This is a genomic window from Chromobacterium sp. CV08 (assembly GCF_051129845.1).
In the GTDB taxonomy this organism is placed as follows: domain Bacteria; phylum Pseudomonadota; class Gammaproteobacteria; order Burkholderiales; family Chromobacteriaceae; genus Chromobacterium.
Genome location: NZ_CP150453.1, coordinates 1,804,307 through 1,817,016, shown reverse-complemented (window position 1 = coordinate 1,817,016; position 12,710 = coordinate 1,804,307). Strand labels below are relative to the sequence as shown.

Annotated in this window: 17 protein-coding genes; all 17 read right to left on the bottom strand. The window is 67.0% G+C overall.

Features of this window, described 5'->3' with window-relative positions:
• Positions 1-31: 31 nt before the first annotated feature.
• The 17 genes from WNM05_RS08785 to fliJ all read right to left on the bottom strand — a co-directional run bounded on the left by WNM05_RS08785 (position 32) and on the right by fliJ (position 12,708).
• A complete protein-coding gene (locus tag WNM05_RS08785) occupies positions 32-292 on the bottom strand; it encodes an acyl-CoA-binding protein (RefSeq protein ID WP_434634230.1) in 261 nt (86 codons plus the stop codon).
• 102 nt (positions 293-394) lie between these two features.
• Entirely contained in the window at positions 395-997 is a 603-nt protein-coding gene (locus WNM05_RS08780; protein WP_434634228.1) for a hypothetical protein, read from the bottom strand.
• A 58-nt stretch (positions 998-1,055) separates the two neighbouring features.
• On the bottom strand, positions 1,056-1,787 hold the full coding sequence (locus WNM05_RS08775) for a DsbC family protein (RefSeq protein ID WP_434634226.1): 732 nt from the start codon (positions 1,785-1,787) through the stop codon (positions 1,056-1,058).
• Between the two features lie 25 nt (positions 1,788-1,812).
• Complete coding sequence (locus WNM05_RS08770) at positions 1,813-2,967, bottom strand: UbiH/UbiF family hydroxylase (protein WP_434634223.1); 1,155 nt, start codon at positions 2,965-2,967, stop codon at positions 1,813-1,815.
• A 2-nt stretch (positions 2,968-2,969) separates the two neighbouring features.
• Positions 2,970-4,139 carry an FAD-dependent oxidoreductase gene (locus WNM05_RS08765; protein WP_434634220.1) on the bottom strand — a complete coding sequence of 390 codons (1,170 nt, stop codon included), beginning with the start codon at positions 4,137-4,139 and terminating at the stop codon, positions 2,970-2,972.
• Positions 4,136-5,437: an aminopeptidase P N-terminal domain-containing protein gene (locus tag WNM05_RS08760; protein WP_434634218.1), complete on the bottom strand. Its 1,302-nt coding sequence runs from the start codon at positions 5,435-5,437 to the stop codon at positions 4,136-4,138. Before WNM05_RS08760 ends, WNM05_RS08765 begins: the two co-directional genes overlap by 4 nt.
• A gap of 150 nt (positions 5,438-5,587) precedes the next feature.
• Positions 5,588-6,313 (bottom strand): YebC/PmpR family DNA-binding transcriptional regulator, encoded by a 726-nt coding sequence (locus WNM05_RS08755; protein ID WP_434634216.1) that lies wholly within the window; start codon positions 6,311-6,313, stop codon positions 5,588-5,590.
• 99 nt (positions 6,314-6,412) lie between these two features.
• Positions 6,413-7,192, bottom strand: a complete 780-nt coding sequence (gene fliR, locus WNM05_RS08750; protein WP_434634215.1) for a flagellar biosynthetic protein FliR — start codon at positions 7,190-7,192, stop codon at positions 6,413-6,415.
• The gene (gene fliQ, locus WNM05_RS08745) at positions 7,192-7,461 is read right to left on the bottom strand and encodes a flagellar biosynthesis protein FliQ (RefSeq protein ID WP_043579223.1); all 270 of its coding nucleotides are present in this window, start codon (positions 7,459-7,461) and stop codon (positions 7,192-7,194) included. Before fliQ ends, fliR begins: the two co-directional genes overlap by 1 nt.
• Positions 7,458-7,922, bottom strand: a complete 465-nt coding sequence (locus WNM05_RS08740; protein ID WP_434634214.1) for a GNAT family N-acetyltransferase — start codon at positions 7,920-7,922, stop codon at positions 7,458-7,460. Before WNM05_RS08740 ends, fliQ begins: the two co-directional genes overlap by 4 nt.
• 32 nt (positions 7,923-7,954) lie before the next feature.
• Positions 7,955-8,707, bottom strand: coding sequence for a flagellar type III secretion system pore protein FliP (fliP, locus tag WNM05_RS08735; protein ID WP_434634213.1), 753 nt, complete (start codon positions 8,705-8,707; stop codon positions 7,955-7,957).
• Positions 8,707-9,165, bottom strand: a complete 459-nt coding sequence (gene fliO, locus WNM05_RS08730) for a flagellar biosynthetic protein FliO (protein ID WP_434634212.1) — start codon at positions 9,163-9,165, stop codon at positions 8,707-8,709. The genes fliP and fliO overlap by 1 nt, the downstream gene beginning before the upstream one ends.
• Positions 9,166-9,170: 5 nt before the next feature.
• Positions 9,171-9,611 carry a flagellar motor switch protein FliN gene (fliN, locus tag WNM05_RS08725; protein WP_434634210.1) on the bottom strand — a complete coding sequence of 147 codons (441 nt, stop codon included), beginning with the start codon at positions 9,609-9,611 and terminating at the stop codon, positions 9,171-9,173.
• Positions 9,608-10,612: a flagellar motor switch protein FliM gene (fliM, locus tag WNM05_RS08720; RefSeq protein ID WP_434634209.1), complete on the bottom strand. Its 1,005-nt coding sequence runs from the start codon at positions 10,610-10,612 to the stop codon at positions 9,608-9,610. The genes fliN and fliM overlap by 4 nt, the downstream gene beginning before the upstream one ends.
• A 5-nt stretch (positions 10,613-10,617) precedes the next feature.
• Positions 10,618-11,130: a flagellar basal body-associated FliL family protein gene (locus tag WNM05_RS08715; RefSeq protein WP_434634208.1), complete on the bottom strand. Its 513-nt coding sequence runs from the start codon at positions 11,128-11,130 to the stop codon at positions 10,618-10,620.
• A 108-nt stretch (positions 11,131-11,238) separates the two neighbouring features.
• Entirely contained in the window at positions 11,239-12,201 is a 963-nt protein-coding gene (locus WNM05_RS08710) for a flagellar hook-length control protein FliK (protein WP_434634207.1), read from the bottom strand.
• A gap of 54 nt (positions 12,202-12,255) precedes the next feature.
• Complete coding sequence (gene fliJ, locus WNM05_RS08705) at positions 12,256-12,708, bottom strand: flagellar export protein FliJ (RefSeq protein ID WP_434634206.1); 453 nt, start codon at positions 12,706-12,708, stop codon at positions 12,256-12,258.
• Positions 12,709-12,710: the final 2 nt, after the last annotated feature.

The window sequence follows — 12,710 nt, the reverse complement described above, 5'->3', positions numbered from 1 at the left end:
AACGCAGGATCAGGGGTTTTGTTAGCGGGTCTTAGTCGGCCAGCAGCTTGTTGACCACGTCCACGTATTCCTGCATCGCGGCCGCGGCGTCCTTGCCCTTCAGCTTTTCCCAGGCGTCGAACTTGGCGCGGTTGATGAAATCCATCATGCCCGGGCGTTCGCCATTGGCGTCGCCTTCGGTGGCCTGCTTGAACAGCGCGTACAGCTGCAGCAGGGTCTGGTTGTCCGGGCGCTCGGACAGGGTCTTGACGTCGGCCTGGGCCTGGGTGAACAGCGTCTGCAGATCAGACATGGCGTTTCCTTTGTCGATTACCGGGGCGGTTCGCTCCGCCCCTGGAAGTGTTAGCCCTCCGGCATGCGCCGGAACGGTGGACAATTTAGCATGAAGCGGGACTCAATGCGACATCGCAGCCGGCGGCTCCACCTGCGGTTCGATACGGATGCGCTTGTAGCTTTTGACCGCGAGGCCGTCCTTGCGGGCGGGCAGGTAGCGTGTCGAGCGGAAGACCGGGGCGACGACGGCCGCCAGCGCCGGCGGCGGACTGCCTTCGAAGCGCACCGCGTCGACCTGGCCGTCGGCATCGATGAACACCAGCGCGACGATGGGAGCCGCCGGCGCGGCCAGATCGACGTCCGGCAGCGTGATAGGTCCCAGCTGCTGCGCCAATTGGTCGAGTTCGCGCGCCGGGTAGTAGACGTCGGCGCCCAGCCTCAGCCTGTCGCCGTCCTCGCGCAGCGGCGCCGCCACGGCGGCCGAGGCCGTGCCGGACGACCCGGCGGCGGCGACCTCGGACGATGGCGGCTGCGGTCGCTGCGGCTGCGCCGCTTGCGGAACGCGCTCTGTCGCCGCCGTCAAGCTGACCCGCAAACCGTCGCGACGGACGCCCTCCCACTGACCGGGCCGCAGCGGCAGCCACAGCAAGGCCGCATGGGCCAGCAGCGACAAGCACAGCATCAGCAGCAGGCGTCCCGCCGTTTCCCCGCGCCGCGCCCTCATGCCCGCTCCCATTCAAACTCCCGGAAAAAACGGGACCGCGGCCCCGTTTTCGTCCGGCTTACTTGGCGCTCAGCAGCTTCTCGATGTCGCTGCCGTCTATCGCGCCCGGCACCACGCGGCCATTGGCGAAGACCAGCGCCGGCGTGCCGGTAACGCCGAGCTTCTCGCCCAGCGCCTGGATCTTGTCCAGCGGCGTGTCGCAGTTGTCCGGGCCGGTCAGCGGCTTGCCGTCGCGCATGAAGGCGGTCCAGGTGGCGGCCTTGTCCGGCGAGCACCAGATCTGCTTGGCCTTGCGCATCGCGTCCGGGTGCAGCTGGGTCAGCGGATACAGGAAGGTGTAGATGGTGACATTGTCGATGTCCTTCAGGCTCTCGCGCTCCAGCTTCTTGCAGTACGGGCAGTCGGGATCGGTGAACACCGCCATCTTGCGCTCGCCCTTGCCGCGCACGTCCTTGAACGCGTATTGCAGCGGCAGCGAGTTGAAGTCGACCTTGGACAGCTCGGCCATCTTCTTCTCGGTCAGGCTTTCCTTGCTCTTGGTGTCGATCAGGTCGCCGACGAACAGATAGCTGGCGTCGCTGTTGACATAGACCACCTGCTTGCCTTCCACCACCAGCTCGTAGATGCCCTTGACCGGCGTGGCGCTGACGCTCTTCACCTGCTTGCTCGGGAAGTGGCTGAGGAAGGCCTTCTTCACGTCTTCCAGATTGCCGCCGGCGGCTTGCGAGCAGGCGGCCAGCGACATCAGCATGGAACTGGCCAGCGCCAGCGATTTCAGTCTTGTTTTCATCAGGTAGTTTGTCCGTGTGGAATGGTTATCCGATCGCCTGCCGAGCGAACTGCCGCTTCAGCGGTGCCAGGCAGTTGGTCAGCGACAGGCCGGTATTGCGCAGCCATGGCAGTCCGGGCAGTTTGGCATGAAACAGCCGGTACAGGCCATCGCAGCCCATTTGCATGGCGGCCACCGCTTCGCGGCGCTGCCGCTGGTGCCGGCGCAGCAGCATCCAGTCGCCGCAGTCGGGCGCCCCCGCCAGCAGCGCCGCCAGTTGCGCCGCGTCCTGGAACCCCAGGTTGACGCCCTGGCCTGCCAGAGGATGCACGGTGTGGGCGGCGTCGCCGACCAGCGCCACGCGCTCGGCCACCACCGCCTCCGGCTGCACCAGCCGCAGCGGAAAGGCCGCCGCCGGCGTGATGGTTTCGAAGGCGCCCAGCTGGCGGCCGCCGGCCTCGGCCACGCGCGCCGCCAGCGCCTGCGGCGTCAGTTGCAGCAAGGCCTGCGGATCAGAGGTGGACCAGACCATGGAGATTCGGTTCCCGGCCATCGGCAGCCAGGCCAGCACGCTGTCGCCGGTGAACCATTGCCGCGCGACGCCGCCGTGCGGCCGCTCGCAGGCGAAATTGGCGACGACGCCGCTCTGGCCGTACGGTTTGACGCTGGCCTGCAGGCCCAGCTGGCCGCGCACCCAGGAGTTGGCGCCGTCGGCGCCGACCAGCAGCTCGGTCCGCAATTCGCGGCCGTCGGCCAAGCTCAGGCGCGCCTCGCCGGGCGTGGTGGACAAGGCCGCCGCCGGCGCGCCGGTCAGCAACTCGACCCCTTCGTCGCGCAAGCGCCGCCACAGCGCGGCCAGCAGCCAGCGGTTCTCGACGATCCAGGCCAGCGCGTCGGCGTCGCCGCCGGCGTCACTGGCCGAGAACGCGATCCGCCCGCCGGCGTCGCCGCGCACGTCCATCGTCGCTATCGTGCCGATCCGCTCCATGTCGGGCCAGGCGCCGATGCCGTCCAGAAAACGCCGGTTCGCCGGACTGACCGCGTAGACGCGGGCATCCCAGCCCTGTTCCAGATCGGCGAAGTCCGGCTCGCGCGCCTCCAGCAGCGCCACCCGCCTGCCGGCTCGGCCCAGCGCCAGCGCCAGGCTGGCGCCGACCAGGCCCCCGCCGACAACGACGGCGTGATATCTGTCGTGAGTCATCGTCACCCCCGCACGCCGAACACCAGATGGCCGGCGAACTTGCGACGCAGCGGCGGCAGGACGTCCAGCGCCGTCATGCCGATGCCGCGCAGCGCGTTCTGCCATGGCCGGTGGCCGTCGAACAACTTGATCAATCCATGGGTGAAGCCGACCACCGCGTGGCTGTCCAGCTTGCGCGAGCCGGCATAGCGCCTGAGCGCGGCGGCGTCGCCCGGATCGGCCGCGCCGTCCAGCGCGTCGACGAGGCCGACGGCGTCGCGCAGCCCCAGGTTCAGGCCCTGCGCCGCCACCGGATGCATGGTCTGCGCGGCGTTGCCGATCAGGACCACCCTGCCGCTGACCACGCGGCTCGCCTGGCGCAGCGCCAGCGGGAAGCCGGCGCGCGGACCGATGGACAGGATGCGTCCCTGGCGCTCGCCGAAAGCCTGTTGCAGCTCGGCGCACAAATCGGCGTCGTCGGCCGCCGCCAGCCGTTCGGCGTCGGCGCGGCTGCGGGTCCACACCAGCATGTAGCGATCGCCGTGCGGCAGCAGCGCCAGCGGACCGTCGTGGGCGAAGCGCTCGTAGGCGACGCCGGCCGGCGGCAATTCGGTCTCCACCTCGGCCAGCACCGCGCACTGGCGGTAATCGTGCGTCAGGCGCCTGACGCCCGGCAGCGAATCGGCCAGCGCCCCGCCCTCGGCCAGCGCCAGCAGGCGCGCGGTCAGCAGGCGCCGGCCATCCGGCGTGTCGACCTCGGCGCAGGCGTACTGGCTGAGGCTCTTCACCGACAGCACGCGGCTTTGCCACAGCACCCTCACGCCGGCCCGCTCCAGCGCGCCGGCCAGACCGGCGACCAGGGCCGGGTAATCGACCACCGCGCCCAGGTGCGGCAGGCCCAGGTCGGCGCTGTCCAGCCGCGTGCGGCCGCAGCTGCCCTGTTGCGACACGTGCACGGTGTCTATCGCCGTGGCCGACAAGCCGTCCGGCCAGGCGCCGGCCTCGGCCAGCAGCTGGCGGCTGTGCCAGGACAGGGCCAGCGCGCGGGCGTCGCTGACTTCGGCCCCGCGCGCCCTGGCTTCCACCAGCAGCACGCTGCGGCCCTGCCGCGCCAGCCGCAGCGCCGCCAGCGCGCCGACCGGGCCGCCGCCGACCACCAGCGCGTCGGCGTGTTCGCCGTTCATCGCCTTCATGTCTGTTCTCCGCGCATCAGCGCCTCGATCTCGTCTATCGTCTTCGGCGCCGCCGCCGTGTACACCTCGTTGCCGTCGGCCGTCACCAGCACGTCGTCCTCGATGCGCACGCCGATATTGTGGAAGGCCTCAGGCACATCGGCCGCGGCCCGAATATACAGGCCGGGCTCGACGGTGGTGCACATGCCGGGCCGGTAGCGGCGCCATTCGTCGCCCTGCTTGCGCAGACCGACGTCGTGCACATCCAGCCCTATCATGTGGCCGACGCCGTGCATGTAGAAGCGGCGGTAGGCGCCGGACTCGATCACGCCGTCCACGGTGCCGGACAGCAGGCCCAGGTCCAGCAGGCCGCGCGCCAGCACCGCCAGCGCGGCGTCGCCGGGAGCGTTCCACGCCGCGCCCGGCCGGACCGCGTCTATGCCGGCCAGCTCGGCCGCCAGCACGATCTCGTACACGTCGCGCTGCGGGCCGCTGAAGCGGCCGTTCGCCGGGAAGGTGCGGGTGATGTCGCCGGCGTAGCCCTGCCATTCGCAGCCGGCGTCTATCAGCACCAGCTCGCCGTCGGCGATCAGCGCGTCATTGGCCACATAATGCAGCGTGCAGGCGTTGGCGCCGGCGGCGACGATGCTCTCGTAGGCCGGCTGGCGCGCGCCGCGCCGCACGAAGGCGTGCAAGAGCTCCGCCTCCAGCTGGTATTCATACAGGCCGGGCCGCGCCGCCCGCATCGCCTGCACGTGGCCGGCGGCGGAAATCTCGCCGGCGCGGCGCAGCAGTTCGATCTCGGCCTCGTCCTTGACCATGCGCATCTCGTCGAGCAGCGAGCACAGATCGCCGTAATGCGCCGGCGGCCGGCGGCCGGCGTGCGCGCGCCGGCGCACGGCGTCGAGCCAGCCGTTGACGCGGCGGTCGAAGGCGCCATGGCGGCCCAGCGGCCACCACAGCCGCTCGCAGCCGTCCAAGAGCTCCGGCACCCGCTCGTCCATCTCAGACAGCGGATAGGCCTCGTCGAAGCCGAAGGCTTCGCGCGCGCCGTCGGGGCCGTGGCGGAAGCCGTCCCAGATTTCCATTTCCGGATTGCGTTCGCGGCAGAACAGGACGGACTTGCCGCTGCGGCCATCGAGCAGCAGTACGGCCTCCGGTTCGGAGAAGCCGGTCAGATGCAGGAAATAGCTGTCGGGGCGGTAGGGATAGTTGCAATCGGCGTTGCGCACCGCCTCCGGCGCGGTGGGCAGCAGGGCGATGCCTGCGCCGATCTGGTTCAGCAGGTGCTGGCGGCGTGCGGCGTGCGGTCGATGCATGTGCGTTTCGGTTCCTGGCGCGGGTGCGGCTGGCGCAAAACGCCAGTTTACACCGGCTGCGTCCGCGACCCAAGCCTGTGGCGGCTTTCACCGCCTCCGGCATGAAAAAACCCGGCCAGGGCCGGGTTGCTTGCGACGATAGGGGCCGGCTTATTCGGCCAGCACCGCCGACGTGTACACGTCCTGCACGTCGTCCAGATCTTCCAGCGCGTCCAGCAGCTTCTGCATGCGGGCGGAGTCGTCGCCGCTCAGTTCGGTCTCGTTGTCGGCGCGCATCGTCACTTCGCCGACCTCGGACTTGAAGCCCTTGGCCTCCAGCGCGTCCTTGATGTCACTGAACTCGTACGGACCGGTGATCACTTCGATCGAACCGTCCTCGTTCGTCACCACGTCCTCGGCGCCGGCTTCCAGCGCCGCTTCCATCAGCGCGTCCTCGTCGACGCCCGGGGCGAACACCAGATAGCCGCAGTGCTTGAACTGGTAGGACACGCAGCCGTCGGTGCCCATATTGCCGCCGTACTTGGAGAAGGCGTGGCGCACGTCGGCGACGGTGCGGGTCTTGTTGTCGGTCAGGCAGTCCACCATCACCGCCGCGCCGGCGATGCCGTAGCCTTCGTAGCGGCACTCGACGTAGTCGACGCCTTCCAGCTGGCCGGTGCCGCGCTTGATCGCGTTCTCGATATTGTCCTTGGGCATCGACTCGGCCTTGGCCTTGTCCACCGCCAGGCGCAGCCGCGGGTTCATATTGACGTCGCCGCCGCCCATCTTGGCGGCGACGGTGATTTCCTTGATCAGGCGGGTGAAGATCTTGCCACGTTTGGCATCCTGGCGACCCTTGCGGTGCTGGATGTTAGCCCATTTGCTGTGACCTGCCATATTTGCCTCTGTCTGTTGTCTCGGTTCGGGCGAACCCGGTTCGCTCTTGAAGATCGCGCCATTTTAACAGAAAGCGGCCGCAGTCCACGAGAGGCGGCGCTACTTGGCCTGCAGCATCCTCAGCATCATCTCGAAGCCGGCGCGGTACATCTGCTCTATCACCGGAATCATCATCGGCAGCGTCAGATACAGGGCGCCGAAACCGACCATGATGGTCAGCGGAAAGCCGAAGGTGAAGATGTTGAACTGCGGCGCCGCGCGCGTCATCACGCCTATGGCCAGGTTGGTGATCAGCAGCGCGCCTATCACCGGCATCGCCAGCCAGACGCCCCACTCGACCAGATGGCTTCCCCACAGCGCCAGCGCCTTCAGCCCCTGCGCCGGCATCGCCATGCCTATCGGCAGCACCTGGAAGCTTTCCGCCAGCGCCCGCAACACCATGTGGTGGCCGTCGAAGGCGAGGAAGATGAAGAAGGTGAACAGCGACAGCATCTGCGACAGCACCGGCACCTGGGCCGCGTGTATCGGATCGAAGAACATCGCGAAGCCGAGGCCGGTCTGCGCGCCGACGATGAAGCCGGTCAGCTCCACCGCGCTGATGACGATGCGCATGACGAAGCCCATCGCCAGGCCGATCAGCAATTGCTGCAGCAGGATGGCGACGCCTTCGCCCGAAACCAGCGGCACCGCCGGCAACGGCGGCAGCAACGGCGTCAGCAGCACGGTCAGCACCAGCGCGAAAGCGGCCTTGAAGCTGCGCGGCACGCCCCGGTAGGCGAAGATGGGCTCGGCCAGGAACAGGCCTATGATGCGCGCGAACGGCCAGGCGAAGGCGCCGACCAGCGCATTGATCTGCACATCGGTGATCGGAAACGCCATCAGCCGATCACATTGGGTATGCTCTGGAACAGCCGGGTGGTGTACTCGATCAGCGTATTGAGCATCCACGGCCCGGCCAGCACCAGCACCAGGAACATCGCCAGCAGCTTGGGAATGAAGGTCAGCGTCATCTCGTTGATCTGCGTGGCGGCCTGCAGGATGCTGACCAGGAGGCCGACCAGCAGCGAGGTCAGCAAGACCGGCGCCGACACGATGATCAGGATGTATAGCGCGTTCTGCACGATGCTGATGATCAGTTCCGGACTCATGCCCCCTCCTCCCGCCAGCCGCCCTTGGCCAGCAAGCCATTGTCGATCGCCACGCCGCCCTTGTCGACCCGGTTCTCGCGCAGCAGGCCGTAGCCGGCGCGCTCGAACACCGGCCGGGCCGCATGGCTGGCCCAGGCGTACAGCGCGGTCACGCCTTCGCGCGCAGCCTGCGCCTCCAGCTCGGCGATCATCCGCCCGGCCAGGCCCCGGCGGCCCGCCCAAGGCGCGACGAACAGCATGTCGAACTCGCCGTCGCGCCTCAGCCAGGCGAAACCGGCCAGGCGACCGTCCCCGGCCACCGCCTTGCATGCCCACGCGCCGTCCAGCCGCTTGCGCCAGGCGCCGTCGATCCCTTCGTCCCATGGCCGCGCCGGCGCCCAAGCCTCGCATTGCTCGGCGGAATACACGCCTCCGGCCAGCGCGAGCACGCTTTCGCGGAACAGGCGGAAGCAGGCTGGCAAATCGGCCTCCGCCAACGTCTGCAGCCGCGCGCTCATCCGGTGTAGAAGCTCTGCACCAGCGAGCCCATCAGCAGCGTCCAGCCGTCCACCAGCACGAACAGCATCATCTTGAACGGCAGCGAGATGGTCACCGGAGACACCATCATCATGCCCATCGCCATCAGTATGCTGGCGACGACGAGGTCTATGATCATGAACGGGATGAAGATCATGAAGCCGATCTGGAACGCGGTCTTCAATTCGCTGATGGCGAAGGCCGGCACCAGCGTCTTCATCGACACGTCTTCCTTGCTCTGCGGCTTCTCCGACTGCGAGATTTCGATGAAGAAGGCCAGATCCTTCTCGCGCGTCTGGCGCAGCATGAAGGCCTTCATCGGCTTGGAACCCTCGTCCAGCGCCTGGTTGAAGCTGATCTTGTCGTCGGAGAACGGCACCCAGGCCTTGTTGTACACCTGGTCGAAGGTCGGCCCCATCACGAACAGCGTCAAAAACAGCGCCAGGCCGACGATGACCTGGTTCGGCGGCGACTGCGTCGTGCCCAGCGCCTGCCTCAGCAGCGACAGCACGATGACGATGCGGGTAAAGGCCGTCATCATCAGCAGCATCGCCGGGATGAAGGTCAGCGCGGTCATGAACAACAGCATCTGCAGGCTGAGCGAATAGCTCTGCCCGCCGCCGGCCGCCGGCGTACTGGTCATCAACGGCAGCCCGGCCGCCGCGTCGGCCAGCAACGGCAGCATCAACGCCCCGCCGCTGAGCAGGGCGATCGCCATCTTCTTGTTCATCATTTGTCCTGCCGCCCCTGCGACGCGCGGCTTTTGTCGAGCGCGGCCTTCAGCCAGCGCGCGAACGGCTCGGCCGGCATCTCCGGCGGCGCCTCCGCGCCTTCCGGCCGCGGCATCTTGCTCAAGAGATTGACTTGCTGCGGCGTCACGCCCAGCACCAGCCACTCGCCCTCCAGCTCGACGATCACCACCCGTTCCTTCTGGCCGACCATGGTGCCGCCGACCACGCGGATGCGTCCCGCGGCGCCCATCACGCCGCCGGACAGGCGCTTGAACAGCCAGGCGACGCCGACGATGGCGCCCAGCACCACCGCCAGGCCGAATATCACCTGCAGCAGGCTGACGAACGGCGACGGCGCCGCGGCCGGCGCCTGGACGGGCGCGGCCAGCAGCGGGGCCGACGCGAGGAGGCATAGCGCGCCCGGCCACGCCGGGCGCGTTTTTCGGATTCGGCTCATCGTCATTATTTCTGCAGGCGGCGTATGCGTTCGGCCGGCGTGATGATGTCGGTCAGGCGGATGCCGAACTTGTCGTTGACCACCACCACCTCGCCCTGGGCGATCAGGCAGCCGTTGACCAGCACGTCCATCGGTTCGCCGGCCATGCCGTCCAGCTCCACCACCGAGCCCTGCGCCAGTTGCAGCAGGTTGCGGATGGCGATCTTGGTGCGGCCCAGTTCCACCGTCAGCTGCACCGGGATGTCCAGGATCATGTCGAGGTTCGGCGGACCGCCTGCGATGGCGCCGGCGCCGATCTCCTGGAACAGACCCTGTGCCGGCACCGGCTCCGCCGCCGGCTGCTGCTCTTCCGCGACCTCCTGCTCCGCCATCGCGGCGGCCCAGTCGTCCATCGACACTTCTTCCTCGGCGCCGGCTGCGCCGGCCTGCTGCTCTTCTTCGCTCATTGCTCTTGCTCTCCAGGCGACTCCATGAACTCATGGGCCCCCGCCAGTATCTTTTCCACCTTCAACGCGTAACGGCCCTGCACGGTGCCGTAGCTGGCCTCGAACACCGGGATGCCGGACACGTCGGCCTCCACCCGCTCGGGAATTTCTATCATCACCACGTCGCCGTTCTTCAGATTGAGGATCTGCCCCAGCGTCACCTTGGCGTGGGCCAGGCTGGCCACCAGCTCCACCTCGGCCGCCTGCACCTGGTGGGTCATCAGATTGACCCAGCGGTTGTCGACCTCGGTGCGGTCGGCCTGCATCGTGCTGGACAGCAGGTCGCGGATCGGCTCCACCATAGAATACGGCAGGCAGATGTGGAAGTCGCCGCCGCCTGCGCCCAGTTCGATATGGAAGGTCATCGCCACCACCACCTCGGTCGGCGTGGCGATGTTGGCGAACTGGGTGTTCATTTCCGAGCGCAGGTAGACGAACTCGATCGGGTAGACCGGCTCCCACGCCTTCTGGCATTCGGTGAACACCACTTCCAGCAGCCGGTGGATGATGCGCTGCTCGGTCGGCGTGAAATCGCGCCCCTCCACCCGCACGTGGTAACGGCCGTCGCTGCCGAACAGATTGTCGACGATCAGGAACACCAGGTCCGGATCGAAGATCAGCAGGCCGGTGCCGCGCAGCGGCTTGACGTGCACCAGGTTCAGGTTGGTCGGCACCACCAGGTTGCGGATGAATTCGCTGTACTTCTGCACCCGCACCGGACCGACCGAGATTTCGGCGTTGCGGCGCAGAAAGTTGAAAAGGCCGATGCGCAGATTGCGGGCGAAACGCTCGTTGATGATTTCCAGCGTCGGCATCCGCCCGCGGACGATGCGTTCCTGCCGGCCGATGTCGTAGCCGCGGACACCCTGGCCATCCTGCCCGCTGTCGTCGTCTTCGTCCTCCCCGGAGACGCCTCGTAATAGCGCGTCTACCTCTTCCTGGGACAGGATATCGTCGCCCATGGCGCTTATTGCTTCTGGATGATGAAGGAAGTGAAGAGAACGCTGTCGACCACGGGTTCGTCGCCCGCGTCCATCGCCTCGTTGATGATCTGCTTGACCTGGGCCTTCAGCTTCACCTTGCCGTCGGCGGAACTGATTTCAGCGGCGGTCTTGGACGACAGCAGCAGAATCACCGCGCTGCGGATCTTCGGCGCATAATCGGTGAATTTCTTCTTGGCTTCCTCGTCGCCGAGCTCGGCCTGCATGTCGATCTGCAGCAGGCTGCCGTCGTTGCCGGCCAGATTGACGACGAAGGTGTCCATCTTCTCGAAAATCGGCGGACCTTCGTGTTTCTTCTTAGGTTTTTCCTTGACCTGCTCGGCTTGCGCCCCCGCCTGGGGCTTGTTCATATTGGTGAACATATAGGCAGCGAGGCCGCCTACCGCGGCCAGCACCAGGACCAGCAGAATGATGACGATCAGCATCAGCTTGTTGCCGCCACCGCCCGCCTTTTTTTCCGCCTTTTTATCATCAGACATATTTATGACCTGTTCTTTTATCGAGTGCCTAGTGAAATCTTAAACGATTTCCCAAGCTTATTTTCCAGTTTTCTCGGCGCAATGAACAGTGTCAATATCAAAATCGGGTCAGGCGAAGATGCTGAGTATGCCGCGCGCGGCCTTGATCGCGGTCAGCGCGTCGTTGCCGTCGACTTCGCCAAGGCCTTGTTCCTGACGGTTTTTTCTCTGCTGATAAGCCTGTTGCTGCTGGCCGGACTGGCCGCTGGACACCTGAGAATCGGTCAGCTGTATGCCGTTGGCCGACATCATCGAACTGAGCCGGTGCATATTGTTTTCCAGCGCCTCGCGCGTCGCCGGCACCGCCGCGGTGAACAAGACCTGGGCCTGATCGGTGCCGTTCATCTTCAGCGTGACCTCGATCGGCCCCATCTGCGGCGGATTCAGCTGGATCTGCGCCTTGTCCATCTTCAGATTGACCATGGTCAGCATCTGTTCGCCCAGCGCCTTGCCCCAGCTGGGGTCGCTCAGCGTCTGCGGCAGCGTCAGCTGCTGCGCGGCCACGCCGGCCGCCTGCTGCTGCGGTTGCGGATTCTGCTGCGGCTGCAATTGCTGCAGCGGCAAGAATTGCGCGGCGGTCTGATCCGGGTCCGGCAATTTTTGCTGCTTGTCGCCTTGCCAGTTGAACACCTGCTTGGCCTGCAGCAAGGCAGCCGGATCGACGGCGGCCGTCGCCGTCTGCTGCGCCAGCAGATCCTGGGTCGGCGCCTTGACGTCGGCCTGCTGCGTCTGCTGCGGCTGCAGGCTGGCCTGCAAGGCCGCCACCAGCGGCATCGCCAGCGCGGCCTGGGCATCGCCGGCATCGGTCGATTCGGCCTTGCTGGCGGGCTTGTCGTCGGCAGGCTTGCCATCTCCGCCATCGCCGAGACCCGGCAACATCGCCCCCACCATGCTCATCTGCATGCCTAGCAGGCTGGCGAACAGATCGCCGGAGGCGCCGCCCCCCGCGCCGGTGGCGGCCCCCGCCGCGCCGCCTGCGGCGCCGGTCGCCGGATTCGCGTTCGCGCTGGGCGTATTGACGATGATGGTCATGATGAAGCCTCGACTGACAGTGACGCCGTCAATGAAAGCAAGGAGCGTGCCAAGTCAGGCGTCGTCTCCGTGGGTCTGATCCCAGAAACGGCGGGTGGCGAACTCGTCGGTCTGCTTCTGCAGCAGCTTGGCCTCGCGCAGCGCTTCGCGCTCGCGTTCGCGCTGCAACAGCTTCTCGTAGGCCTTCAGCTTCTTGTACTCCATCTGCCAGGCCTGGCGCTCCAGCACGAAACGCTGCGTGCAGCGCTCGACGTCCTGCTGCTGCTGCTCCATCGCCTCGTCCAGCCTGGCGAGGAAGCGGCGGAAATCCTGATACTGGACCACCGACATGCCCTGGCTGCCGCCGGCGACCAGGCGCTGGCGGTATTCGTCGCGGAAGTTTTCCAGCTGCTCCAGCCGCATCCGCGACTGGTTCAGGCTGTTCTGCGCCAGGCTCATCCGCTCGGCGGCGGCCTGCTGGCGCTCGTCGGCCAGCCGGATCAGCAGCTGGTATTTGCTCTCGGCCATCG